Origin of the sequence: Frankia torreyi (assembly GCF_000948395.1) — a bacterium.
GTDB lineage: Bacteria > Actinomycetota > Actinomycetes > Frankiales > Frankiaceae > Frankia > Frankia torreyi.
Genome location: NZ_JYFN01000061.1, coordinates 17207 through 41452, shown reverse-complemented (window position 1 = coordinate 41452; position 24246 = coordinate 17207). Strand labels below are relative to the sequence as shown.

At 71.8% G+C, this 24246-nt stretch carries 21 protein-coding genes and 1 pseudogene; 7 read left to right on the top strand and 15 right to left on the bottom strand.

Annotated features, from left to right (window positions below; genetic code table 11):
• Positions 1–213, bottom strand: a pseudogene (locus tag FF36_RS36475) (IS3 family transposase); the annotation flags it as partial.
• Positions 214–320: 107 nt separating this feature from the next.
• On the opposite strand from FF36_RS36475, the gene FF36_RS25880 reads away from it, so the two are divergent.
• The gene (locus FF36_RS25880) at positions 321–1469 is read left to right on the top strand and encodes an RHS repeat-associated core domain-containing protein (RefSeq protein WP_044887792.1); all 1149 of its coding nucleotides are present in this window, start codon (positions 321–323) and stop codon (positions 1467–1469) included.
• Between the two features lie 617 nt (positions 1470–2086).
• Positions 2087–2395, top strand: a complete 309-nt coding sequence (locus tag FF36_RS35100; RefSeq protein ID WP_128423390.1) for a hypothetical protein — start codon at positions 2087–2089, stop codon at positions 2393–2395.
• Between the two features lie 71 nt (positions 2396–2466).
• Here the strand turns inward: FF36_RS35100 and FF36_RS25870 are convergent, their stop codons facing one another.
• Complete coding sequence (locus FF36_RS25870) at positions 2467–2955, bottom strand: nucleotidyl transferase AbiEii/AbiGii toxin family protein (protein WP_044887798.1); 489 nt, start codon at positions 2953–2955, stop codon at positions 2467–2469.
• A gap of 30 nt (positions 2956–2985) precedes the next feature.
• Complete coding sequence (locus FF36_RS33340; protein WP_199865502.1) at positions 2986–3315, bottom strand: hypothetical protein; 330 nt, start codon at positions 3313–3315, stop codon at positions 2986–2988.
• 446 nt (positions 3316–3761) lie between these two features.
• Here FF36_RS33340 and FF36_RS25865 point away from each other — a divergent pair, with 446 nt between their 5' ends.
• From FF36_RS25865 to FF36_RS25850, 4 genes are all read left to right on the top strand, one after another.
• On the top strand, positions 3762–4655 hold the full coding sequence (locus FF36_RS25865) for a LysR family transcriptional regulator (protein ID WP_044887790.1): 894 nt from the start codon (positions 3762–3764) through the stop codon (positions 4653–4655).
• A 57-nt stretch (positions 4656–4712) separates the two neighbouring features.
• Positions 4713–6419 (top strand): APC family permease, encoded by a 1707-nt coding sequence (locus FF36_RS25860; protein ID WP_052681442.1) that lies wholly within the window; start codon positions 4713–4715, stop codon positions 6417–6419.
• A gap of 220 nt (positions 6420–6639) precedes the next feature.
• Positions 6640–7842, top strand: a complete 1203-nt coding sequence (locus FF36_RS25855) for a cytochrome P450 (protein ID WP_044887788.1) — start codon at positions 6640–6642, stop codon at positions 7840–7842.
• Between the two features lie 63 nt (positions 7843–7905).
• Positions 7906–8109: a ferredoxin gene (locus FF36_RS25850; protein WP_044887787.1), complete on the top strand. Its 204-nt coding sequence runs from the start codon at positions 7906–7908 to the stop codon at positions 8107–8109.
• Positions 8110–8120: 11 nt separating this feature from the next.
• On the opposite strand, the gene FF36_RS25845 is transcribed toward FF36_RS25850, so the two are convergent.
• The 7 genes from FF36_RS25845 to FF36_RS25815 form a co-directional block, all read right to left on the bottom strand.
• On the bottom strand, positions 8121–9224 hold the full coding sequence (locus FF36_RS25845) for an ABC transporter substrate-binding protein (RefSeq protein ID WP_082122232.1): 1104 nt from the start codon (positions 9222–9224) through the stop codon (positions 8121–8123).
• A 699-nt stretch (positions 9225–9923) separates the two neighbouring features.
• Positions 9924–10838 (bottom strand): hypothetical protein, encoded by a 915-nt coding sequence (locus FF36_RS25840; RefSeq protein ID WP_044887785.1) that lies wholly within the window; start codon positions 10836–10838, stop codon positions 9924–9926.
• A gap of 129 nt (positions 10839–10967) precedes the next feature.
• Positions 10968–11828, bottom strand: coding sequence for an SAM-dependent methyltransferase (locus FF36_RS25835; protein ID WP_044887784.1), 861 nt, complete (start codon positions 11826–11828; stop codon positions 10968–10970).
• A 117-nt stretch (positions 11829–11945) separates the two neighbouring features.
• Entirely contained in the window at positions 11946–12644 is a 699-nt protein-coding gene (locus FF36_RS25830) for a response regulator (RefSeq protein ID WP_044887797.1), read from the bottom strand.
• Entirely contained in the window at positions 12641–14011 is a 1371-nt protein-coding gene (locus FF36_RS25825; protein WP_236706425.1) for a sensor histidine kinase, read from the bottom strand. Before FF36_RS25825 ends, FF36_RS25830 begins: the two co-directional genes overlap by 4 nt.
• Before the next feature lie 97 nt (positions 14012–14108).
• The gene (locus FF36_RS25820) at positions 14109–14945 is read right to left on the bottom strand and encodes an ABC transporter permease (RefSeq protein WP_044887782.1); all 837 of its coding nucleotides are present in this window, start codon (positions 14943–14945) and stop codon (positions 14109–14111) included.
• On the bottom strand, positions 14942–15937 hold the full coding sequence (locus FF36_RS25815) for an ATP-binding cassette domain-containing protein (RefSeq protein WP_044887781.1): 996 nt from the start codon (positions 15935–15937) through the stop codon (positions 14942–14944). The genes FF36_RS25820 and FF36_RS25815 overlap by 4 nt, the downstream gene beginning before the upstream one ends.
• 357 nt (positions 15938–16294) lie before the next feature.
• Between FF36_RS25815 and FF36_RS25810 the strand changes: the two genes are divergently transcribed.
• Complete coding sequence (locus tag FF36_RS25810; protein WP_044887780.1) at positions 16295–16798, top strand: sigma-70 family RNA polymerase sigma factor; 504 nt, start codon at positions 16295–16297, stop codon at positions 16796–16798.
• Between the two features lie 6 nt (positions 16799–16804).
• Here FF36_RS25810 and FF36_RS25805 read toward each other — a convergent pair whose 3' ends face one another.
• The 5 genes from FF36_RS25805 to FF36_RS25780 all read right to left on the bottom strand — a co-directional run bounded on the left by FF36_RS25805 (position 16805) and on the right by FF36_RS25780 (position 24212).
• The gene (locus tag FF36_RS25805) at positions 16805–18232 is read right to left on the bottom strand and encodes a right-handed parallel beta-helix repeat-containing protein (RefSeq protein ID WP_052681441.1); all 1428 of its coding nucleotides are present in this window, start codon (positions 18230–18232) and stop codon (positions 16805–16807) included.
• Positions 18233–18366: 134 nt separating this feature from the next.
• Entirely contained in the window at positions 18367–20889 is a 2523-nt protein-coding gene (locus FF36_RS35095; RefSeq protein ID WP_128423389.1) for a hypothetical protein, read from the bottom strand.
• Between the two features lie 63 nt (positions 20890–20952).
• Entirely contained in the window at positions 20953–22053 is a 1101-nt protein-coding gene (locus FF36_RS25790) for a hypothetical protein (RefSeq protein WP_044887777.1), read from the bottom strand.
• Between the two features lie 315 nt (positions 22054–22368).
• Complete coding sequence (locus tag FF36_RS25785; protein ID WP_044887776.1) at positions 22369–23835, bottom strand: hypothetical protein; 1467 nt, start codon at positions 23833–23835, stop codon at positions 22369–22371.
• A complete protein-coding gene (locus tag FF36_RS25780; RefSeq protein WP_044887775.1) occupies positions 23832–24212 on the bottom strand; it encodes a hypothetical protein in 381 nt (126 codons plus the stop codon). Before FF36_RS25780 ends, FF36_RS25785 begins: the two co-directional genes overlap by 4 nt.
• Positions 24213–24246 lie beyond the last annotated feature (34 nt).

Here is a 24246-nt window from a genome sequence, read left to right as displayed (position 1 = left end):
CGCCAGCGCACCCGCCTCACGGGCCTTACGCCACTCCACGATATGCGCCGAGTACAGACTCTCCCGGCGCAGAATTGCACCCTTCTGCCCGTCCGGGGCCGCCTCGTACTCGTTCAGGATCCGCAGCTTGTACGCCGCTGAGAACGACCGCCGCCGCGCCTTCGGCTCGACCTCCGGGTCCGGCCGCCGGCCCGCGTCCTCACGTCCGTCCACACGGACATCATCGANCAGGCCACGCCCAGCCGGCACCGCCATCGTCACGATCTTCCTCTCCCTACCCGCCCAGGTCACAAGATGATAGCCGCCGCCTGGCTCATCTCATGCTGACAGATAGGGGGGGCAGCGACGCAGGATCCTGTTCCACGTCGACGTCGCCGGCGGTATATTCCTTCTCCTATGATCAGGCCGATCGGCTCACGAACACCGGCTACACCTATGACCTGTTCGGCCGCACCACCACCGACCCGTATCCACCCGCGGGCAGCTCGGCGACGCTGGGCTACTACGTGAACGACCTCGTCGCCTCGGAGACGGTCGGCTCGTCGACCCGGACCTACGCTCTTGATCCCGCGCGGCGGATCCGTTCCTGGACCGACGGCTCCACCACCAGCACCAACCACTACACGTCCGCCTCTGGGGACAGTCCGGCGTGGATCGGTGCCGGCACGGCTTGGACCCGGAACATCACCGGGATCGGTGGGGACCTCGCCGCCACCCAGACCGACACCGGCACCGTCACGTTGCAGTTGGCGAACCTCCACGGCGACGTGGTCGCCACCGTCGACGACAGCACGTCAGCGTCCTCGCCGGCCAGCTACGCGGAGTCCACCGAGTTCGGCAGCCCCTACTTCCCCTCCACCGCCTACCCCCGCTATGGCTGGCTCGGTGCCAAACAACGCTCCCGCGACACCGACTCCGGCCTCACCCTCATGGGTGTCCGCCTCTACGACCCCAGCCTCGGCCGCTTCCTCCAGACCGACCCCGAACCCGGCGGCTCCGACAACCCCTACGACTACGCCCACCAGGACCCCTACAACACCTTCGACCTCGACGGCAAATGCATCCAGGTCTGGCGCAAGCACTGCCGCGGTAAGAAGAGCGTGTGGGCACGGGGCGGGCGGCTCGTGAAGGCGGCATATGCTCACACCGAGATCGGTTTCAGCGGCTGCTTTGGAGTGTGTTGGGGCATGAGCGCTCAAGGGCTCGGTACCAAAGGCGGGGCTCTCAACCAGTGGTGGGGCTGGGGCTGCTGCTCGCTCGGCGTCAACTACGGGTATTCTCCTCGTCGATATTCGGCTCGGTCGTGTCAGTCCGCGACCGTCTCGCTTCCCGCCGGCTATCTGACGAAGGGCCGAAGCCGCTCGCTCCGCGATGTTTCGTTCGGTAGAGGTGTGGGTGTCGGCAGTGGGGCCGCCGTGGGGGTTCATGCCTTGGATGTGATTCCGCTCGGAAAGTACTGTGCGAGGTGAGCGGCGGTCGTTTCCGAGGTGCTTACGTCCATGTCTGGTTCCAGAGGACGTCGAGTTACTGGCGTCTGCTCACTGTGGCGCCCGACGTCTGTGTGCAGTACCGGGCATTCCGGCGAACCACGATGATTGGCCGCGATGATGTCTCACGGGTCCTGTACGAGAAAAGAGATCTGTATCTCGGGCTATTTGGGACGGTGAGTTTCCTTGACACGTATGGGAACCGGTTTGGCCTCTCGTTCGTCCCGCTGCGGCCCGGGCGGGTGCTCGACGCTCTCGTCCTGGCCGGCTGGCCTGTCTGGGCCGAGCGGGTGCATCTCCTCGGCGAGCGTACCGAGATAGTGATCCCAGGAGCGCACCATGGTGGGAATAACAGTGCGGAACAGCCGTGACAATGCATCCGCAGCCACCGGGTCTGGCGGGGGGCGGCGGTGAGCCACCGCTGCCAGGCCCCCTTCGGGAATGGCTATCCCGGTCGGGAAATGCCGTCCTGCAGGCGCACGAGTCCTTCGGTTGCCTGGGCCATCGCCTGTACACCCCTGATCGGTCTGGGTTTCGCAATCACCGCCGAGACGACCGGCAGCCTTGTGCTCGGACTACTCAGCGCTCCAGTGAGTGTTATGGGAGTCTGGCTGGCCTCGCTGCTATTGGTGGTTGTCGACGCTCGACGGTTGGTGGCCCTCGGGTGGTCGTCGCACTGGGCTTTCGGGTTGTTCGGCCCTTGGATCTACCTACTGATCCGCGTGCTATGCCGCCTGGGTGCCACACCGAGGGTCGGCTGGGTTCAGTTCGCCGTGGCCCTGCTACTGACGTTCACGATGGGTATCGCGACACAGCGTGCCTTCGAGAGTGCGATTCAAACCATTAATAATCATCATCACGTCCATGTCACCGGCGAACAGAAGAAATTGCCAGCATCCGAACACTGATCTGAACCGCCCCGGGCATCTTGGAGGTCCGGGGCGGTTCAGCCGAAGCCTGGATCCGCTTGTTGGGCGATCTAGCAGAGCCGGTCGAGGGTGTAGCGACCGCTGCTGATTGCGGCGTCGAGGTCGAGGAAGTCGCGTGCGGCGGCGCGGTTGCACAATGCGTCGGCCTTGCCGGCCATGACATCGTCCAGGTGCAGCACGGGACCGATGTCCATCTGGACTGGGGGCTCGATCCGCCAGTTCGCGACCAGTTCCACCCGGTGGACCTCGTCGGAGTTGTCTGGTTCGGTGATGTGGAGCCGCGCGATCAGCTCGGTCCGGAGTTCGGTCTCGACCTCGAGACCGTCCGCTCGGGATGCCGCGATGACCGCGTCGACGGCGGCGGGGAAGTCCGCGCGTTGGTCCCAGTCGGCGAAGAGGTCGACGTCCTCGCTCGGCCGCTGGAGGATCCCGTGGGCCGCGACCGCGTGGCCGCCGGCGAGAGCGAAACCGTAGGGACCGCCGACCTGGAGCCCGATCCGGGCGAGTCGCTGGTGGATCGGCGGGGGCTTGGCCGTCACCGGTCTACGCCGCAGACGGATGCCCGGCGGTCAGCTCGGTGAACCGGGCCTCCCACCTGCTCCGGACCTGCGGCGGCAGAACCAGATCACCCCACAGCCGGACCAGTGTGCGCCCCTCCAGCCAGCGGGACAGGTTGCCGTCGTGGACGCCTCTCGTAGCACCGTCTCGTGCATCCGTTCGAGGCGGCCGGGTTTCGCCAGGTCGTACCGGGCCGAACCCGACCAGTCCAACCACCGGTCCAGGACCACCACACCCGAGGTCGGACCATGCAGCTCGCCGAGGGTGTCCGCGATCGCGTAGGGACGCACGTCGGCGTACCGCGAGCCTGCGGGCGGCCCACCGGATGGCACATCGCTCATCGCCGACACCACCTCCCGGACTGGTCCTCGTGTCGAAGAATGCTCGTCCCACTCCACAGTAGACCAGGCCCAAGCCCGCTCCATCGGCGCCGCCAGGGAGATCACCTGTGCGACGAGAGGCGAGTTCGCGGCGGCCCTTCCAACCGGGAGATGAGGTTGCCTGTCGCCCCTGTGGCGCCCAGAAGATACGCAAGCCGTCTGGCGGGGTCGCTCTCGCTCGCCAGCGTGCCGAAGTCGCGAAACTCCTGGTCAGGCTTGGTAGGTCAGCTGGGCTTGACCTCGATCAGCAGCATGAACGTGCCGAGGCAGACGGTCGTCAGTGGCAGCCATTTGCGCATGCCGACACCTGTTTCTCACGGGGGTGGACAACGTCGTGCGTCCCAGCCTGGCCATCGCCCAATCAGAAGTCCAACAGATGGTTCTACTGAAGACTAGAATCACTACTCATGGATCTGAGGCAGTTGGAGTACTTCGTCGCGGTCGCCGAGGAGCAGAACTTCACCCGGGCGGCCGAGCGGGTGCACATCAGCCAGTCCGGGGTCAGCGCCCAGATCCGCCAGTTGGAGCGGGAGCTCGGCGCCGAGCTGTTCGATCGGTCGGCGCGCACCGTCACGCTCACCGTCGCGGGCAAGGCCGCGCTCGAACACGCCCGCGCCGCGCTTACCGCCGCCGGGGCGGTGAGCCAGGCGGTCGGCGAGGTGACCGGCCTGATCCGCGGCCGGCTCGCCCTCGGCATGATCATCGGTTGCACCATCACGCCGCTGTTCGACGCCCTCGCCGCCTTCCACCGGGCGCATCCCGGCGTGGTGGTCTCGCTGCTGGAGGACTCCTCCGACCGCCTCGCCGACGGGGTGCGCGCCGGCGCCCTCGACCTCGCCCTCATCGGCACCGCGGAGGCCACCGTCGAGGGGTTGGAGTCGCTGACCATCGTCAGCGAGCGGCTCGTCGCGGCCGTGCCGCCCGGCCATCCCCTGACGCGGCGGCCCCGGCTCACCCTGCGCGACCTGGAGTCCTACCCGATCGTCTGCATGCCGCCCGGCACCGGCCTGCGCGCCGTGTTCGACGAGGCCTGCGCCGCGCAGCGCCGGCGGCCGCTGATCGCCCTGCAGGCCAGCGCCGCCGACGCCCTCGCCGACCTCGCCGCCCGCGGCCTCGGCGTCGCGATCCTCAGCGCCTCGATGGCCGCCGGCTACGCCGATCGGCTCACCGCCCGCACCGTCGACGACGTCGAGGCGCCCGCCCGGCTAGCCCTGATCTGGCGCGGCGGGCACGGTCCGGCGGTACGCGCGGCGCTCGCGCACCTGCACCGCGCGTTCGCGGTTCCGGCGGCCACCATGTGATAGGTCTTGGCGCCGCCGGCGCAGTCGCCGCCGAGACCGGCCAGGACGGAGCGCACGGTGCGCAGGGTGCACGAGACGCGCGAGACGACCGGCGCGGGCGGCGCGGGCGGCGCGCGGCTGCACCGCCAGCTCGGCCTGGCCGGCCTGACCTTCATCTCGCTCGGCTCGGTCATCGGGTCCGGCTGGCTGCTCGGCGCGCTCACCGCCGCTGAGGTGGCCGGACCCGCGTCGGTCGTCTCCTGGGCGATCGCCGGCGCGCTGGTCGCCCTGCTCGCCCTCGTCTACGCCGAACTCGGCGCGGCCTACCCGGTCGCCGGTGGCACGGCCCGTTATCCGCAGCTGGTCCTCGGGCCGCTCGGTGGGTTCGTCGCCGGCTGGGTGGCCTGGATTCCCGCCGTCGCTCTGGCTCCGCTCGAGGTCACCGCGGCGCTGTCGTATCTCGACCACCGGTTTCCCGGGCTGGTGGACGACGACGGCACCCTGACCCGCAGCGGGCTCGCCCTCGCCGCCGCGGCCCTGATCGTCTTCACCGCCGTCAACCTGCTCGGCGTGCGCTGGCTGGCCCGGACCAACACCGTCACCGTCGGGTGGAAGGTGCTCGTTCCCGCCGTCACCGTCGTCGCGCTGACGGCCACCGCCTTCCATCCGGCGAATTTCCAGGCGGGGGGCGGATTCGCCCCGTTCGGCGCCAAAGGCGTGTTCACCGCGCTGCCCGCGGGGGTGGTGTTCTCGCTGCAGGGTTTCGAGCAGGCCGTGCAGATGGGCGCCGAGGCGAAACGGCCGCACCGGGATCTGCCCCGGGCCATCATTGTGGCGACCCTGGCCGGCACGGCGCTGTATTTCCTGCTCCAGGTCGCCTTCATCGCCGCCGTCGAGCCGGCCCGGCTCGCCGCGGGCTGGAGCCGGCCGCTCGGCACGGGCGACTACGGGCCTTACGCGACGCTTGCCACCAACCTCGGTCTGGGTTGGCTGGCGATTCTGCTCTATATCGACGCGGTCGTCTCCCCGGGGGGTACCGCGCTGATCTATCTCGGCACCTCGGCCCGGCTGTCCTATTCCCTGGCCCGCACCCGGAGCCTGCCGGCCGTGCTGGCCCGGCTCGACCGGCGCGGGGTGCCGATCGTGTCGGTACTGCTCGCGGCCGCCGTCGGCATGGTGGTGCTCCTGCCCTTTCCGAGCTGGCAGAACCTGGTCCGGCTGGTCAGCTCGGCGACGTTCGTCATGTACGGTTTCGCGCCCGTCTGCCTGGCCGTGCTGCGCCGCGCCGACCCCGACCGGTTCCGCCCCTACCGCCTGCCCGCCGCGCGGATCCTCGCCCCGCTCGGCTTCGCCGCAGCCAACCTGGTCATCTACTGGGCCGGCTGGCGGACCAACCAGAAGCTGTTCGCCGCGATCGCCGTCGGGCTGGCGGTGTTCGGCGGTTATCAGGCGACCCGGCCCGCCGGCCGGCGGCCGGACCTGGAGTGGCGCGCCGCGTGGTGGATCGCCCCGTGGCTCGGTGGCCTGGCGGTCCTGTCCTGGCTGGGCCAGTTCGGGGGGCGCGGCGTGCTCCCGTTCTGGGTCGACCTCGCGGTCGTGGCCGGTTTCGCCCTCGTCGTCTTCGCGGCGGCTGTGCGCGCCGCGGTGTCCACCGGGGTCGGGCGGCGGCGGGTCGAGATCGCGCGGATCCAGACGTCGGACGCCGCCGGCGGCGAGACCGGGGGCGGCGAAATCGAGGGCGCCGAGAACGAGGCCATCCCCGGACACGGCCCGCCCGGCCGGTGAATGGCATCGACGTGATTACCACCAAGGTGCCCCCGGACGGGTCCGTCGGTCTTGACCGCCTCCTGGCGGTAAGCGCACTTCGTGGCCGGTTCGCGGCACCCGTCGCACCGAGGGAGATCGGCCTCGAAGATCCGTCCCAGCGAAGTGATAGCGACCTTTCACTTCAGTGGTAGCGTCGTCGGCGTCACGTTCAGCGCGATCGGCGAAGGGCGGAGAGGTGATGACCGAAGTATCGGAAATACCACTGCACATGCGGCGCGCGCAGTTCGATCCGATCTCCGAGCTCGGCGAGGTCCGCGACAGCGCGGGCGTCTGTCCGGTGGTGACGCCTTTCGGCGTGCCCGCCCATCTCGTGAGCCGTTACGACGACGTTCGGGAGGTGCTTTCCGATTCGGCGCGGTTCAGTACCGCGGATCGGCGTGCGCTCACACCCCCCGACGCCGCCGGGCCAACCGAGGAGGAATACGCCCGGGCCCGGGTGGGAAATCTTCTGTCCTACGACCCGCCGGAGCACACCCGGTTGCGCCGGATGCTCACGCCGGAATTCACCATGCGCCGGATGCGGGCACTCGAGCCGCGGATCGTCGACATCGTCAACGCGGCCCTCGACGACGTGGAGCGGGCCGGCAAGCCGGCCGATCTGGTCTCGACGTTCGCCCTGCCGGTGCCGTCCCTGGTCATCTGCGAGCTGCTCGGCGTTCCCTATGCCGACCGGGCCGACTTCCAGCGGCGCACCGCCGACCAGCTCGACGCCTCCCAGCCGCCGCAGCGCCGCCTCGCCCTGCAGCAGGCCAGCCGCGCGTACATGGCCACCCTCGTCGAGCGGGCGCGCCGCGATCCCGGGGAGGACATCCTCGGCATGCTCGTGCGCGAACACGGCGACGACGTCAGCGCCGAAGAGCTCGTCGGCATCGCCTCCCTGCTGCTTCTCGCCGGCCACGAGACGACCGCGAACATGCTGGGACTGGGCACCCTCGCGCTGCTGCGCCACCCCGACCAGCTCGCCCGGGTCCGCGACGATCCGGCCAGCGTCGAACCGGCCGTCGAGGAACTGCTGCGCTGGCTGTCCATCGTCCACGCCGGCATCCCGCGCACGGCGACGACGGAGGTGACCATCGCCGGGAGCACCATCGCGGCCGGGGAACACGTCGTCCTCGCGCTGCCCGGGGCGAACCGCGACCCGGCGCTCGTCGACGATCCGGACCACCTCGACATCACCCGCGAGCCCACCGGGCACGTCGCCTTCGGTCACGGTCTGCACCACTGCCTCGGCGCGCCGCTGGCCCGCCTGGAGCTGCGGATCGCCTACCCTTCCCTGCTGCGACGCTTCCCCGGCCTCGCGCTCGCCGTGCCGTACGAGCAGATCGCCTTCCGGCCCTACTCGGTGATCCACGGACTGCAGGCGCTGCCCGTCACGTGGTGACGGGCGCGGTCCGCCGGCGCCGGCGTGAGGGTCGCTGAGGATCATCGAGAGAGGAGTGCCGCCGTGCGGATCGTGGCCGAGCGGGACCGGTGCATCGGCGCCGGAAACTGTGTGATGACGGCGCCGGAGGTCTTCGACCAGGGCGAGGACGGCCTCGTGACGCCGCTGGTCGACGAGGCCGACCCGGTGGACCCGGCCAGCGTCGACGCCGCGCGCCGGGCGGTCGACCGCTGCCCGGCGACGGCGCTGCGCGCGGTGGAGGACTGACCGCCGCCGATCTATCCGTTGCCGCCGATGCGCTGTCCGCACAGCGGCTGCGGGTTGACGACCTCGAAGCGGTCGCCGGTGGCGGCGATGCGCACGAAGTCCGAGCAGCGGTCGAGCTGCCCGTGGTCGGCGGTGAGGTTGATCTTCTGCACCATCATGCCGTCGGCGTCGTAGTCGGTGATCGATCGCATGCCGGTCATGAACGATGCCCGGGTCGGGCAGCCGTGCTGGGTCTTCAGTCCGCGGATGAACAGGTCCGCGTTGATGTAGCCGGCGATGGCGCTCTGCTGGCCGGCGGGCTGGATCTCGGGCGAGTAGGCGGCCATCGCCTGCAGGAACCGCTGCTGCGCGGGCAGGTTCCGCTCCAGGGCGGCGAAGGTGAGCTGGGAGTAGGTGCCGGCGAGCTTCTGGCCGTAGGGCGCGAGCAGGCGCGGGTCGTAGCTGACCGCCGAGACGGCGACCTTGATGGGATGGCCGGCGCTGATGGCCGCGTCGAGCGCGCCGGTGTACAGGTCCAGCGGCGAGGCGGCGATGACCGTGTCGGCGCCGGCATCGATGATCTTCCGAGCGACGTCTGTGGCGTTGGTGGAGTCGATGTCGTCCTGGACCACCGGGATGCCGGCGTTCTCCAGACTCTGCCGGACGCCCGCCGCGTACAGCTTGGACGCCTCGGTCAGGAAGGTGACGACCAGCGCCGCCTTGGTGCCGCCCTGCTGACGCACGAAGTCGGCGAGCGTCGTCGTGCTGCGACCGGCGTCGGTGACGAAGGTGTAGGTGAACATGTTGTCGTGGTCACCCCAGAACGGCTGATCGGCCACCCCGACGACGGGAATGTGCTGGTCGTCGAGGTACTGGCCCGATCCCTGGGAGAACGAGGTGTACTCCAGGACGGCGAAGGCCCCCTCGTTGACGAGGGTCCGCGCGCCCTGCAGATTGCCCCGGGGATCGGATTCGTCGTCCTCCCAGACGTAGTCGATCTTCCGTCCGTTGACACCGCCGGCGGCGTTCTGCGCCGAGATCCGGGCGTTGACACCGGCCCGGTAACCCGAGAACTGGGTCCCCATCACCCCGGTGTCGGGGTAGAGCAGCCCCACCTTGATGGAGTTGTCGGTCACCCCCGGCGCACAGGTCCCGCTCGCTTGCGAAGCATCCGAGGGTCCGCCGGAGCTGCACGCCGCCAGCATCGTCGCCGCCGCAATCATCGCCACGGCAAACCTCGTCCGCAACACCCGCATGAGCCACCTCTCGACTGTTGTTAAGACCCGACCGAACCCCCCCCGTGGCGACGCCCACTCGGCTGCAATTCCGCCGGGATGACGGCAGCACACATTGCGTCCACCGCAATGTGTGCTGCAACCTCCAGCGTCACCCGTCTTCCGGGCCGACGGAGATCGGAAGATGTCACTCACATACGACAGTTCGTATGCTGCCTATCTCCCGATCGGATCTTCATGTTTCGTCCGACGGAAGCCTAGCAGGGAAGCCGTGGCGATCGAGCGGCCAGGGGCGCGTCCCGGGTCCGCCCAGACGGGCTATATCAGACCGCGAGACACTTACACAAACACATTTGCGCGTTGACAGACACAGGTCGACCGGTGGATGTAAGAACTTTCCGCGTTGATGTGTAGCGCGAGATGTGGGAAGCCGGTTTCGCGAAGCGGCGCACATCGACGTGTCGCACCGCCGGGGACGGCACGAGGCAGGCCCATGCGCGCCAACCCGGCGATGCTCGGGGCAGCGGTCCGACAGCCACCCCGTCCACGTTACTTTGGTCACGCTGCTTTGGTCACGCTGCCTTGGTCACGTCGCGTGAGTCACACCGGGCACATGGGCGGCGGGCCGGCGTGGTCCCGTCGCCCTTCCGGCTGCCCCTGGCCGCGCAGATGCGTGCCGAGCCGGTCGATCTCGTACCCGTCGGGGTAGACGCTCGCGATCAGGTCGAGGACGACCTGCGGCGCCCGCTTGTCGGTGGCGTCCCGGGCCGCATGCTCGCGCGTGGCGCGGTGGACCCGCTCCCGGTAGGCGGCGTCGGGATAGTCGTAACCCAAAGCCGCGACGATGCGGGGATCGGTCAGGCTCATCATGACCTTCTCGACCCGCGGGGCGATGTGCACCGGCACGGCGGTCGCCAGCAGCCGAAGCGCGGCCTCGGCGAGCCGCCGATTCGACGGGGCGAACCGCACCTGCCGGGCGAAGTAGTCGTCGCGGAAGGCCACCATCTCCGCCTCGGTGGCGGGCACGTCCCGGATGTTCATGTGCAGGGCCTGCACGCGCTCGAACTCGACGACGCCGAGCACCTCGTGCTCGGTGAGCTCCCGCCACCCGTACTCCCGGGCTGCGGTGAGCTGGCCGAGGGTGGTCTCGACCGACACGGCCGTGAAATCCTCCGCGGTAATCGCGTACTGGCGGTGCATCTCGTTCATCCGCCGCAGCGCGTCGCGCCCCCGACCCGGCACGAATCCGTGGGTCAGCATTTCGTGGTGGATGAGCATCTGATCCACCAGTCGTTTGCGGTTACGGAACTCCAGTTCACCGGTGCGAATCAGGATGCGGGTCATCCGGGGCGGTGAGATCGTCGCGAAGAAGCCGGTCGCGATCTGCGGCAGCAGGGCCCGCTGGAAGTCGCGGTGAAAAAGATGGGCGATCTCCCGGGCATTCTCGACGGGATCGAGCGCCAGAATCCTGTCCCGTAACGCGTAGGGGTCCCTGTCGTGACTTGTTGTGCTCATCGCTCGCCGCCTCCGCTCCCGCGCCGGCCGAGCCTCGATCGGGCGATCGCCGGCCCCACCGGCCCCTGCCCATTTAGTACGACACAATCGAGCGGATGTCCATGCCCCCATGGGGCCCCGCGCCGCCCGCTAGGCCTTCCGGGCGACGCCGCCGTAGGCGCTGACCTGGGCATCGGTCAGGTCACCCGGGATGGCGCCGTCGGGGCGCCAGCGGTGCAGCAGCCGTACCCCGGGCTCGATCAGCTCCAGCCCGGTGAACAGGCTCTCGACCTCGGCCAGGCTGCGCAGCCGGGTGGGGATGCCGCGCCGCCGGTAGGCCTCGGCCGCGGCCGCCACCGCCGGGTCGACATCACCGGTGCCGTGGCTCAGGACGAGGTAGCTGCCCGACGGCAGCGCGTCGAGCAGCCGGCGCAGCAGGTCGTGCGGGTCGTCGGAGTCGGGGATGAAGTGGAAGATCGACATCAGGGACAGGGCGACCGGCCGGCGCAGATCGAGCGTGGCACGCACTTCGGGGGCGCCCAGGATGCGCTCGGGGTCGCGCAGGTCGGCGTCGAGGTAGGCGGTGGCGCCCTGGGGGCTGCTGGTCAGCAGGGCGCGGGCGTGCGCGAGCACGATCGGGTCGTTGTCGGCGTAGACGACCCGCGAGTCCGGGGCGATGCTCTGGACGGTCTCGTGCAGGTTCGGCGAGGTGGGAATGCCGGTGCCGATGTCGAGGAACTGGCGGATCCCGACCTCACCGGCGAGGAAGCGCATCACCCGGGTCATGAACGCCCGGCTCGTCCGGGCGGCGGTGGCGACGTTCGGGGACGCGAGCAGGGCCTGCTCGGCGGCTTCCCGGTCGGCGGGAAAGTGGTCCTTTCCGCCGAGGTAGTAGTCGTACATCCGGGCCGAATGCGGCTGGTCCGTCCTGAGATCCACCGGGCTGCGCTCCTCGACGAGACTCTGCCACCACCGCCCGCCCGCCGGATCCCGCTCGCCTGCGCCCGTCATCGCAGCCAGCCTCCTCACATCAGGACGAACACCTCTAATCACCCTAGCCGCAGCGGGTTCTCGTCGGCGGCGGAGGTCATCGCCGGCCTGTGCAAGGAGCTGGGACCGTGGCGGGAGTCAGGCCGTCCCCGGCTGGGTGGGTGGCCGGTCGGAGGGGCGCACGAGGCCCGTCTCGTAGGCGAAGACGACCGCCTGCACGCGGTCGCGCAGCTCCAGCTTCGCGAGGATCCGGCCGACATGGGTCTTCACGGTGGCCTCCGACAGCACGAGGTGCGCCGCGATCTCGGCGTTGGAGTGTCCGGCCGCGACCTCGCCCAGGACGACCAGCTCGCGGTCGGTGAGGCGGCCCAGGCGGGGATCGGCGGGTGCGCGCGGGCTGTCCGGGTCGGGCAGCCGGTGGGCGAAGGTGTCGAGCAGCCGGCGGGTGATGCTCGGCGCGACCACCGCGTCGCCGACCGCCACCGCCCGGATCGCGGACAGCAGGTCCGCCGGACGCACGTCCTTGAGCAGGAAGCCGCTGGCACCCGAACGCAGGGCCGCGTAGGCGTACTGGTCGAGATCGAAGGTGGTCAGGATGAGGATCCGGGCCGCCCCGCCGGCGCCGATGATCTGACGGGTCGCCTCGATCCCGTCCACGCCGGGCATCCGGACGTCCATGAGCACGACGTCGGGGGCGAGCTCGGCGGTCAGCCGGATCGCCTCCGCGCCGTCGCCCGCCTCCCCGGCGACGGTCAGGTCGGGCTGCGAGGACAGCACCATCCGGAAGCCGAGGCGCAGCAGCGGTTGGTCGTCCACGAGCAGGACCGAGATCGTCACCCGGCCACCCGCTGCGCCGCGACCCACCTGGGCACCGGGCCGCCCGGCACAGGGCCGCCCGGCGAGGCGGTGCCCGGCGCGGGGCCGTCGGCGGGCGCGACCGGATCGGGAGCGGCGGGCAGCCGTGCGTGGACGCGCCAGCCGCCCGTCGGCCGCGGTCCGGCCACCACGATGCCGCCGAAGGCCGCCACCCGTTCCCGCATCCCGACAAGTCCCTGCCCACCAGCACTGCCCTGCCCACCAGCACTGCCCTGCCCACCAGCACCGGCGGGCCCACCAGCACTGCCCTGCCCACCAGCACCGGCGAGCGGTCCGCCGTCGAGGATCTCGACCTCGAGCGCGCCGGCGCCGTACCGCAGCCGGACCTGGGCCGTCGCCGCGGGCCCGCCGTGCTTGAGGGTGTTGGTCAGGGCTTCCTGGACGAGCCGGTAGACGGTGAGGGCGGCGCCGGCGGACAGCGCGAGCGGCTCGCCGCCCACCTCCAGGGTGACGGGCAGGCCGGTCGCCCGGACCTGCTCGACCAGTCGGTCGAGATCACCGAGGCCGGGCTGCGGCGCACGGGTGTCCTGCTGCGCGTCGTCGCGCAGGATGCCGAGCAGCCGGCGCATCTCCCCGAGCGCCTCCCGGCCCGTGTCGGACACGGCCTGGACCGCCCGGCCGGCCTCGGCGGGGTCGGTGTCGAGGGTGAACGCCACGCCGTCGGCGAGGGCGATCATCACGGACAGGTTGTGGGCGACGACGTCGTGCATCTCGCGGGCGATGCGGGCCCGTTCCGCCGCGGCGCCCAGGCGGTTCTGCTGGTCGCGTTCGCGTTCGAGGCGGGCCGCGCGGTCCTCCAGGTAGGCCAGCCGGGCGCGGCGCCCGCCGATGTTCACCCCGGTCGCGCAGGCCGCGATCATCATGCCGGTGAGGAACACGAAGGCGCTGAACATCTCCCGCACCGGCGGCCCGCCCCAGCGCACCGCCGCCAGCACCACCCCGAGCTCGGTGACGCCGGCCGCGAGCAGCGTCCAGCGGCGGGGCCGGGACGCGGCGACCGAGTAGAGGGCGATGACCAGCGCCGCGTCGCCGGGCGAGGTCACGTCGAGCAGCCACTGGACGAAGGCGATCGCGGCGAGCAGGGCGAACACCGCCAGCGGCCGCGACCGCCGCCAGATCAGCGGAACCAGCAGCACGGCCGCGAACACCAGGCTCAGCGCCTGCCCCTCGGGGTGCAGCACCGCGGCGATCAGCGCCAGCGCCGCGCACGGCAGCACGACCGCCGCGTCGACCCCGGTCGGATGCGCCGCGAGCAGCCGCAGCAGCCGCCCGGGGCTGCGCAGGCCGGGCAGATCGTCGACAGCCACGTCGAGGGCCACGGGCTCCATTGTGCTCGCGGCCGTGCTCGCGACGACCCGTCCGAAGCCCCGACCGATGCCCCGCCGAAGGCCCCGACCGATGCCCCGCGCCGAGGAGGCCACGAGCCTAGGCGTCCCGTCGCCGCAGGACCACCGCCGCGGCGGCCAGCAGGACCGCCGCGTACCCGCAGAACAGCAGGAAGCCGGTCCAGGGCCCGAGCGAGGAGGAGTCCCGCACGACGGTGAAGATGTCCTGGCCGGCGCTGCTGGGCAGGTACGGGTCGATGTTGTTCGACCAGCTCGACGGCAGGAAGTTGACGATCAGCGGCAGGATCAGCAGCACCCCGAACAGGGTGGCGATCCCGCCGGCGGTGCTGCGGACCAGTGCGCCGAGAGCGACCCCCAGCAGGGCCACGACCGTCAGATAAAGGCCGCCGCCGAACACGGCGGTGAGGACGCCGGGATGACCGAGCGTGGTGTCGATGTGCTTCGACGACAGCATCGCCTGGCCGCCGACGAAGGCGACGAACGACGAGACCGTCATCAGCACGAGCGTGACGACCCCGAACACGATCGACTTCGCCCACAGCACCGGCAGGCGGTGGGGCACCGCGGTGATCGTCGCACGGATCATGCCCGTGCCGTACTCGCCGCTGAACATCAGCACGCCGAGCACGCCGATCGCGAGCTGGGCGAGGAACACGCCACTCAGGCTCGTGTTCGTCGGATCGAAGGTGAGCCGGTCGATCGGCGACTCCTGATCCCAGTGGCTGGCCTGCGCCCAGGAGATGAGGATGCCGAGGGCGACCACGAAGACGATGGCCGCGAGCAGGGAGAACAGGGTCGAGCGCAGGGACCGCAGCTTCGTCCACTCCGACAGCAGGACCCGCCGTTGGGTGACCCCGTAGCCGGCCTGCGCCGTCAGCTCGCCGCGTGCCGGTCCGACGTCCGTCAGCGTCGTCATGATCTCGCTCCCGCCCCGTGCGTCTCGAGGCGGGCGCCGCCCGCCGCCGGTGCCGACCCGTCCCCCGGCTGGTGCGGCAGCGCCGACGCGGAGCCGCCGTGGTACTCGACGGCGTCATGGGTCAGCGCCATGAACGCCTCCTCCAGCGACGCCTGCCGCGGCGTCAGCTCGGACAGTGCGATGCCGGCCGCGGCCGCGATCTCACCGATCCGACTGCTCGGCAGCCCCGACACCTCGAGCACGTCGGCTCCGTCCGCGCGGATCGTGACGTCCGCCGCCAGCAGCAGATCCCGCAGCTCCGGCGCGCGCGGCGAGCGGACGTGCACGACGTTCTCGGAGGCGCCGGCGACGAAGTCCGCGACGGACATGTCCGCGATCAGCCGGCCCTGGCCGATGACGACGAGATGCTCGGCGGTGAGCGCCATCTCGCTCATCAGGTGGGACGACACCAGCACCGTGCGTCCCTGCGCGGCCAGATCCTGCAGCAGGGTGCGGATCCAGCGGATGCCCTCCGGGTCGAGACCGTTGACCGGCTCGTCGAGGATCAGCGTCCCGGGATCCCCGAGCAGCGCCGCGGCGATGCCCAGCCGCTGCCCCATGCCCAGCGAGAAGCCCCCGGCCCGCTTGCGGGCCACGCCGCCCAGCCCGACCAGCTCGATGACGTCGCCGACCCGGCGGCGCGGGATGCCGTGGGTCTGGGCGAGGGCCAGCAGGTGGTTGTAGGCCGACCGACCGGTGTGCACCGACCGCGCCTCCAACAACGCACCGACCTCGCACAGCGGTGCCCGGAAATCCCGGTACCGCTGCCCGTTGATCAGGACGCTGCCCTCGCTCGGCTGGTCCAGACCCACGATCATTCGCATCGTCGTCGACTTTCCCGAGCCGTTCGGCCCGAGAAATCCGGTGACGATGCCGGGCCGGACCGTGAAACTCAGCTCCGATACGGCGACTTTTTCGCCGTATCGCTTGGTGAGACCTTGCACCTCGATCATCGCTGATCGCCCATCTCTAGGGATCCAAGTCCAGCAGTGCCGAACCTAATCCGATGGACACGGCGCGACGACGGCCCACAGAGCGATCTTTACGGGCGCCGATGTCCTCCTTGCGGCGTACCCGCCTACGCCACGGGAGGTACGCCGCCCCCACCCCGAGCCGGCGGCAGCACGCGCCAGCGGCAGCACGCGCGGCGACGAGCAACGGTAGGGCTAGCCCTCTGGCCGGATCGGGTCCTCCCCCGCAGGCGTAGGGAGCGCCTGGTATCGAGCGCGGCGCCGAACGGCGACGGTCGTAGCATGACGCAATCGCCTGCGAACACGGTGGAACCGCCTGCGAACACGGTGGAACCGCGGATGGCGGATGACCATTTCGACGAGCTCGTGCGCCTGCACCGGACGACCCTGCTCGCCTACGCGACCCGGCTCACCGGCGGCGACCGCGGGCGGGCGGAGGACGTCGTGCAGGAGACCTTCCTGCGCGCCTGGCACAACCTCGACCGGTTGACCCCCGAGCGCGGCTCGGTCAACGGCTGGCTGCGCCGGGTGGCGCACAACCTCGTCGTCGACGGCTACCGGGGACGTCGGGCCCGGCTGACCGAACTCGAGCTCGAGCCCGAGCACACCGAGGTCCAGGCCCAGCCGGACCACGCCGAGTCGGTGCTGGTCGCCGCCACCGTGCAGGCGGCGCTGGGCCGGATCTGGCCCGAGCACCGGGCCGCCCTCGTCGAGGTCTACCTGCGCGACCGCACCTGCGCGCAGGCGGCGACGGCCCTCGGCATCCCCGAGGGGACGGTGAAGAGCCGGGTGCACTACGCGCTGCGGACCCTGCGCCGGCAGGCGGAACTGACCGTCCTGTAGGGCGCGTCAGGTGCAGGACGCGGTGCGGCCCGCCGGGATCGCCATCGGACCCGGATCCGCAACGGTGCCGGGAACGCCGTCCTGCCGGGTCGCGACGTCACTCATCCGCAGCCGCGACGCCTGCGTCGCCAGCCGGACCGCCTCGCCGCCGGTGCCGCCGATCACGCCGCCGTCGATCGAGACCGTGCGGTCCGTCTCGACCAGAACCCCGGGCCCACGGTCGCCCACCAGCTCCGTGTCCGTGACCGTGGCCCGGGTACCGGGTCCGAGCACCAGCGCGGCGCCCGCCGTGCCGCGTACCCGGCTGCGGGAAAGACGCGGATGCGCCGATTCCCGCACCTGGATGCCGACGCCGACGTCGCCGATGTCGAGCCCGACCAGCCGCGGCGCGGCGGCGTCCTCGACCGACACCCCGATCGGGCTGCCGTGCACCCGGACGCCGTCCAACCAGGCGGTCGAGTCGCCGAGCAGGAGGACTCCCACGTCACCGCAGCCGACGATCTCCCCGCCGAGGAGGGTCGGGCTTGCGTCACCGTCGACGACGACCCCCGCCACAGCGCTGCCACGCACCGCACAGCGCTGGATCTCGGCCGCCGACCGACCCGAGGCGTGCAGCCCGTGGCCGGCGGGGCTGTCGACCACGCATTCGACCAGGCTCGGCGCGGCCAGGTCCACGGTGACCACCGCCGGACCGGCGGTGTCGCGAAACCGGCAGTTCTCGACGGTCGGCCGGGCCCGGTCGGCGACGTAGAGGCCGACCTGACCGCCGTCCACCAGCGAGCCGACCATCCGCAGGCGGCAGTCCTCCCGGGCGAGGACCGCGGCGCTGGACAGCGAGCTGATCCGGCAGCGGTCGAGCAGCGCCGCTCCCGTCCCGGCCGCCAGCACACCCACGCCTTCGACGTCCGTGAACGTGCAGCGTCGCAGGATCGGCATCGCCCCGCCCGACACGGTGAGACCGGGACCGCCGATGCCCGCCAGGGCGACGTCGACGAGTTCGGCGAGGCCGGCCTCGACCGCCACCCCGGCACCGGCGGGGTTTCCGATCCGGCCTCGGACCACTCGAGTCCGCCCGCCGTGCAGGTGCAGCGCCACCGCCGCGGTGGCCCGCAGATCGCAACCGTCCATCCGCAGCCGACCGCCCACGACCCGCATCAGCGGCGCTCGCTCGTCGCCGCCACGTAGCTCCAGCCCCCGCAGCCTGATCTCCCCGTCGGCGACGAGCAGGGTCCCCCCGGGCGGCACCTCGATCACGACGCTGCCCGGGCCCTCGCGCGCGACCAGGGTCACGTCCCGGGAGAAGACGAGTGACTCCCGGTACAAGCCCGGGCCCAGCGCCACCGTGCCGCCCGGATCGGCGACGGCCAGCGCCCGGGCGATCACCGCCGCGCCCTCGGCCGGCGCGACGAGGTCAGACCGGACGGCTGCGGTCATCGCGAGGCTCCCTGGGTCTCGGCGTGGCGGGGTGGCTGTGGGGCGGGGTGGCTGTGGGGCGGGGTGGCTGTGGGGCGGAGTGGCTGTGGGGCGGAGTGGCTGTGGGCGGAGTGGCGGAATGGCGGGGTGGCGGGTCACGTCGTCGCGGCCGGTCCCAGGGCGTCGGCCAGGCGCGCGCCGTCGGGTGCGAAGGGGCGGCCGCCGGCGCCGACGCCGAGGGCGAACCGCAGTCGCTCGGGCAGCGCACCGTCCGGGCCGTCGGGCGCAGCCGCCCCGCTCGTGGCGGGAGACCGCCCGGCGAGGACGTCGCGCAGCCGCCCGAGCGCGCGCTGCGCCAGCGCGTCGTCGACGCGGCCACCGACCACCTCGCGCAGCAGCACCCGCGTGGGGGTCTCGCCGACTCCGGCGTGGCCGTCCTCGGCGTCGGTCGGCCGGTCGACGCCGAGGACGACGAACCGGGTGCCGGCCACGAACAGGGCCTCGCGCGACGAACCGCCCGGTGTCGCGTCCGCACCGAGCCACGTCGTCCGGCGGGCCGTCGAGGACCAGATCACGTATTCCACGGTGCGTCCCGGCAGCTCCCAGGGGGCCGTCGACACCTCGAGGAAGGCGGGTTCGACGAGCATGTCCCCCGGCCGGTGACGCACGACCACGTCCGGGCTCGCAGCCGCCGGGCGGAACACCGGACCCACCACGGCCGGCAGCCGACCGAGGCCGGCCTGGACGCAGCGGGCCAGCAGGATCAGGCCGTCGTCGTCCTGCCGCCGTTCGGCGCTGCGCAGCGCCGCGTTCACCGACCGGTCGGCGGAGTCGAGCCGTCCCGCCGCCGAGAGATAGGCGCGGACCGCGACCAGCCCGGCCAGCAGGTCGTCCGCCCCGGCTCCCGCCCGCAGGCCCGGTTGCAGGGCAAGGGCGCCCATCACGGCGCGTGCGTGCGTCTCGTAGCGCCACCCGAGCAGCGTCCGCAGCCGGTCCCGGTCCTCCGCCGTCACCCGCGGCAGCACCGCGAGCCAGGGCAGGAGGTGCCCGGTGTCAGCCCGGTCCGCGCCGAAGCCGCCACCGGCGGCGTCCCGGCCGGAGCGGCCTCTCTCGAAGCGGCCGTCATCGAAGCGGCCATCGCCGGTGACCTGGCGGGGGACGCGGGCCGCTTCGTGGCTCCCCTCCGCGGCGCTGTCGGCGGGCATGGCCTCGGTCGGGTCGAGCGGAGGCGGTGCGGCACCGGGGACGCGGTGGGGGCCCGCCGCCAGGTCCCGGCCGTGGCCGAGAGCTTCCTCCAGCGCGGAATCCACCGCGGATCCGACCGGGGCCGCCCCGGGCCGGGCGGGAGTGCCATCGGGCGGCATCCGCTGGTACCAACGCGGGCCGGGCTGCGCCCCGCCACCCATGTCGGCCACCGGATCCGCGCCCCGCGAGAGCCCCTGCGCCGGCGACTGCCCGACCGGAGCGGAGAGCTCCGAGGAACCGGACACAGGGTGCGGTGACGCAGGAGGCGATGCAGGTGGTGGCGGGGATGCAGGAGGTGGCGGGGATGCAGGAGGTGGCGGGGATGCAGGAGGTGGCGGGGATGCGGGTGGCGGCGAGGCGGGGACCGGAGGTGACCAGGGGGTCGCCGTGGGAAGGGAGCGCCGGATGACACCGGGCATCGGACCGGGAGCTGACGATCCCCCCGCAGCCGGCGAGGCAAGCGACGCAGGTAGCGGCACCGGCGCGGGGAGCGGCCTGGTTTCAGGCGGTTCAGGCGGTTCAGGCGGTTCGGATAGTCCGGATGGTTCGGATGGTTCGGATGGTTCGGATGGTTCGGGCGGTTCGGATGGTTCGGATGGTTCGGGCGTCCGAACGAGTGGAGTGCCGCGCTCGCCCGCGCGCGCCGCTGCGGGCCACCCGTGCGGCAGCCATGGGCCGACGGACGAAGACGCTTCCGCTTCGCTCTGCCCCTCCGCCGGTACCGACCATCGATGGAACGACGTTCCGGTGATCGCCCCGCCCGGCAGCAGCAGGACACCGGCGTCCGCGGTGTACACCGGGACACCGACCCCGGCGAGCAGCGCACGGACCAGGGCGGCCAGTCGGTTCGGTGCCGGCTGCGGATGCGCCAGGACCAGCAGCGGCCGGCCGCGCCACTCGGGACAGGCACGGATCAGCCGGGCCAGCAGCGCGGGCGGGACGGGGCGACCGTTGACCTGGAAGCCTGCCGGGCCGGTGCCCAGGTGAACGGTGAACATCCCGGGTGGGGCCACCGGCAGCCGCCGCATTGCTCCGGCCAGAGCCGGCTCGAAGAACCGGCCGGCGGCGGTGGCGAGGGTGCCCTCGAGCAGCCGCGCCAGGATCGGTTCCGTCGGCTCCGGCGGGGGCGTTCCCTGCGCCCGTCCGGCGGGATCCCGCGGGGCCTGTGACGGCGAGGCCAGCAGCCGCGGCACCGGCCGGCCCGCGGCGCTCCATCCGACACTCGTCTCGGGGGGCAGCCAGCCGGCGACCGCGGCGAGGGGAACCGGACCCGACCCCGCCCCGGGGCCCGGGTGATGCTCGACGGCCTCGGTCTCGTCGTACCGGTCAGCCCAGTCGCGCCAGGCGTCGGTGGCAGGAGGTACCGCCTCGGTGGCACGCACAGCCTCGGTGGCAGGCTCGGCACCGACGAGATAGCCGGTGGCGAGGCTCATGACGTAGCCGGCTTCATAGTCAGGTCCTCACGAGGTCCGGACCCGCGCCGAGGCCCCGCGCGGTCACGGCGCGTCCGGGGCGGCGGACTGGCCCGCCGGCGGGACGACCCACGCGGCTTCGTCCTCCCGCCGCCGACTCAGCACGGTCGCCAGCACGCGGTGCAGGACGACCTCGTCGATCCGCTCGGCCGGTTCGCCGTGCTCCAGGTGCCACCGGAACCCCTGCTCCGGCGCGATGCCGTACGCACGCAGGTAGTAGCCGACGGCGTCGGTCCACACCCACCGGCCGTCCGTGCGAAACATGCCCGGCACGACGTCCCCCTGGGCCGGGTCGAGGACGTCCGGCATCGGCGCGGAGCCATCGAAGAGGGCGACGCCGTTGTCCAGGTAGCCGAGCAGGCGGGCCCGAACGGCCACGTTGGTGATCCGGGGCCGGTCCGGGGCGAAGCGCGGGCCGGTGACCGGGTCGGCCGCGTCGAACACTCGGGCGACCGACACGCCGAGCGCCGGTTCACGCGACCAGAGCAGGGCGCCACACATGCGGGCGAGGGTCTGGTACGAGGGCGTGTCGGTACCCACAACGCTCACCTCGACCTGCGGGTCGGGCTCCCCGGCGGCGACCAGCGCGGTCTGCAGCCGTGAGGTCACCTCGACCGGTGGTCGCGTACCCGCCTCGATCGTGACCGCGAAGACCCGCTTGGGCGGCGCCCAGGGCTCGCCCGCGGCCGAAACCCGCCAGGTCCGCCACAGGCCGGCGGCGTCCGGCTCGGCCAGGATGGCCGCGAGGATCGCCTGTTCGGTGTCGGCCAGCTCGGCTGGCCCCACGCCGGTGGTCAGGTCGATGGGCAGGGATGCCGCCGTCCCGTCGGCGTAGGGATCACCGGAGCGGAACTCCCAGGCGGTCGGGAGCCGTTCGGCGATGGGCAGGACATCCAGCGCTCCCAGCAGTCCGTCCTTCTCCTGCCCGGCGGCCCTGAACTCCTCGCGGGCCAGCCCGATCTCGGCGCCGCCCACGTCGAGCAGGCCGGTGGCCACGGCGAGCGTGACCGCCTGGGCGATGTCGAACCGCTGGCCCTGCGCCAGCCAGAACCGCGCCGTGCTGATCAGCTCGTCGGGCAGGAAGCCGGCGAGGCCGAGCAGTGCCCGATGCCAGGCGTCGGTCATCCATGCGTCACGAGCATCGGAAGCGACACCGTCGACGCCTCCCACCGACACGACGCTTGTCGGGGCCTCGGTCACCAGAACCTCCAGACTTGCCTGAACAGCGTGCCGTCGGGCCCACCGCCGCGGGCCCCTTGGCCGGAGCACGGTCCTGCCGGGCCGCCTGGTTCACGGGTGGGGCACCCACCGGGCACTCACGGACCGGATTCGCAGGGCTTCGAGGGGTGGAGAAATGCGGGCTCCGCACCCCACCACGGCGTGGCTCCTACACCGGGCTGGTCGTCACACCGGGCTGGTCGTCTACACCGGGCTGGTCGTCTACACCGGGCTGGTCGTCGTTCCCGCGGGCGTCGGCGTCCCCGACGCCTCGATGTTCTGGCCCTGGCTGTCACCCGGCCCGGGCAGGGGCTGGCCCTGGCTCACCTGGAGCGTCCCGTCCGGCCCGCCGTTCACGATGCCCGACAGTGCCCCCACCGGCTGCTGACCCTGCGGCGTCAGCGGCTCGACCCCCTCCATCCGCTCGCCCGGTACCTGCGTCTTCGGGTCCATCGGATCCAATGCCTCCGTTCGCACCCGCATCTCGCCGGACACGGGCGTCGTCGTTCCCGCGGGCGTCGGCGTCCCCGACGCCTCGATGTTCTGGCCCTGGCTGTCACCCGGCCCGGGCAGCGGCTGCCCCTTGCTCACCTGGAGCGTCCCGTCCGGCCCGCCGTTCACGATGCCCGCCAGTGCCCCCGGCGACCTCATGGACTCGACCTGCCCGAGCATCCTCGTGCGCGACGGCTGCACCATCGTCGACAGACTGTCCCGGCCCCGCGTCAACGGATCCGAGAGCCGGTTGACCGTGCCCTCGATCGGCTTCCCGGCCTGGGGCTTCTCCGACCGTCGGAACCGCTTCTGCGCGCGCTTCCCCGACACGCCGTCCAGCCTCTCCGTCGCGGTCTGGTAGGCGTCGCTGAGCGTGCCGGCGAGGTCCTTGGCCCGTGCGTCGAGCGTGTCCAGTTCGCCGAGGATCCGATTGGTCACGGCGGCGCTGGCGGCACTCCACACGGCGGCCTGGGCCAGATCGCCGCTGAAGTCGGCCATCCCGCTCGGAAGCCCCCCCACGGCCGACGAGGAGTAGCCGGCGAGAACCTGCGCCACCGTCTGCGTCGTCACCGGCTGGCCGAACAGGTACTTCTGCATGTTGGCCGCGATGCCGTTGATCCCGTCGGCGGCCGAGTTGTGCAGGGCCGATTCCCAGTAGGCGCCGGCCATCCCCCGACCGAACGCGGCCAGCGCCTCGCCCACGTCGTGCAGCGCGGAGGCGATCGGTGGCGGACCGGACAGCTTGTCGTAATAGCCGGACAGGCCCGAGGCCAGCCCCCCCACCACGGTGGAGATCTCCTGCGCGGCGCTCCCCGAGGTCAGTGCATCGCCGTCACCGAACAGCAGGGCAGCGTTTCTCGTGTCGCCGTTGGCGGCGCTCAGGTGGTCGGTGTGCAGCCGCACCGTCTGCTCGGCGTCCCGCAGCCGCCGGACGTCCATGAGGCCCAGGGTCCCGGCGGACAGCTCGTCGGCGACGTCGTCCAGGCTCGACACCGCGGACCCCCAGTCCGCCAACGCCTGGAGGTTGAGGCCGACGGTGAAAAGCGGGCTGCCGAAGGGGGCGTAGGTCCACCATCCCGGGCTGCCGAAGGTGATCCAGCCGTCCGCCGGAGACGCGGCGCCCCGCAGATCCACCCGAACACCCGTCACAGCCGCCAGTGCGGAGGCGAAGTCGGTCAGCGTCTCCGAAGCGCTCACAACGCGCCAGCGCCCTCGTTCCGGGCGTGGACGGCGCCCAGTGGATGCCCTACCACCTGGTCGAACTGCCCGGCGGTGGCCGCAGCCAGGTCCTCCACGTCGTTGAAGATCGACCGCCCCTGCGCGAGGGCGGTGCTCAGGTCGCCCAGCCCCGTCTTCAGGGAATCGTTGTTCTCGCTGATCAGACCGAACAGCGCGGTACCCGCGCCGACCAGATCGACGGCCGGCTGCCAGGTCTGACCGCTCGGTTGCAGTTGCACGTCAGCCGTCAGCGCCAGCGGACCGGCGGCGCCGTCCCCAAGCTCCTTCAGGGCCGCACCAAGCTGGGTGATCAACTGATCGTACTTGCCCGAATCGAATCTAATGGTGCCGCTCATCACAGTCCTCGTCCCATGCTCGCAACACGGTGCA

What these genes read in the sequence shown, in the direction of transcription:
- FF36_RS25880 (WP_044887792.1), top strand. Translation starts at nt 321, where the DNA reads ATGCTGACAGATAGGGGGGGCAGCGACGCAGGATCCTGTTCCACGTCG.
- FF36_RS35100 (WP_128423390.1), top strand. Translation starts at nt 2,087, where the DNA reads ATGGGAGTCTGGCTGGCCTCGCTGCTATTGGTGGTTGTCGACGCTCGA.
- FF36_RS33340 (WP_199865502.1), bottom strand. Translation starts at nt 3,315, where the DNA reads ATGAGCGATGTGCCATCCGGTGGGCCGCCCGCAGGCTCGCGGTACGCC.
- FF36_RS25865 (WP_044887790.1), top strand. Translation starts at nt 3,762, where the DNA reads ATGGATCTGAGGCAGTTGGAGTACTTCGTCGCGGTCGCCGAGGAGCAG.
- FF36_RS25855 (WP_044887788.1), top strand. Translation starts at nt 6,640, where the DNA reads ATGACCGAAGTATCGGAAATACCACTGCACATGCGGCGCGCGCAGTTC.
- FF36_RS25840 (WP_044887785.1), bottom strand. Translation starts at nt 10,838, where the DNA reads ATGAGCACAACAAGTCACGACAGGGACCCCTACGCGTTACGGGACAGG.
- FF36_RS25835 (WP_044887784.1), bottom strand. Translation starts at nt 11,828, where the DNA reads ATGACGGGCGCAGGCGAGCGGGATCCGGCGGGCGGGCGGTGGTGGCAG.
- FF36_RS25825 (WP_236706425.1), bottom strand. Translation starts at nt 14,011, where the DNA reads ATGGAGCCCGTGGCCCTCGACGTGGCTGTCGACGATCTGCCCGGCCTG.
- FF36_RS25820 (WP_044887782.1), bottom strand. Translation starts at nt 14,945, where the DNA reads ATGACGACGCTGACGGACGTCGGACCGGCACGCGGCGAGCTGACGGCG.
- FF36_RS25815 (WP_044887781.1), bottom strand. Translation starts at nt 15,937, where the DNA reads ATGATCGAGGTGCAAGGTCTCACCAAGCGATACGGCGAAAAAGTCGCC.
- FF36_RS25810 (WP_044887780.1), top strand. Translation starts at nt 16,295, where the DNA reads ATGGCGGATGACCATTTCGACGAGCTCGTGCGCCTGCACCGGACGACC.
- FF36_RS25805 (WP_052681441.1), bottom strand. Translation starts at nt 18,232, where the DNA reads ATGACCGCAGCCGTCCGGTCTGACCTCGTCGCGCCGGCCGAGGGCGCG.
- FF36_RS35095 (WP_128423389.1), bottom strand. Translation starts at nt 20,889, where the DNA reads ATGAGCCTCGCCACCGGCTATCTCGTCGGTGCCGAGCCTGCCACCGAG.
- FF36_RS25790 (WP_044887777.1), bottom strand. Translation starts at nt 22,053, where the DNA reads ATGACCGACGCCTGGCATCGGGCACTGCTCGGCCTCGCCGGCTTCCTG.
- FF36_RS25780 (WP_044887775.1), bottom strand. Translation starts at nt 24,212, where the DNA reads ATGAGCGGCACCATTAGATTCGATTCGGGCAAGTACGATCAGTTGATC.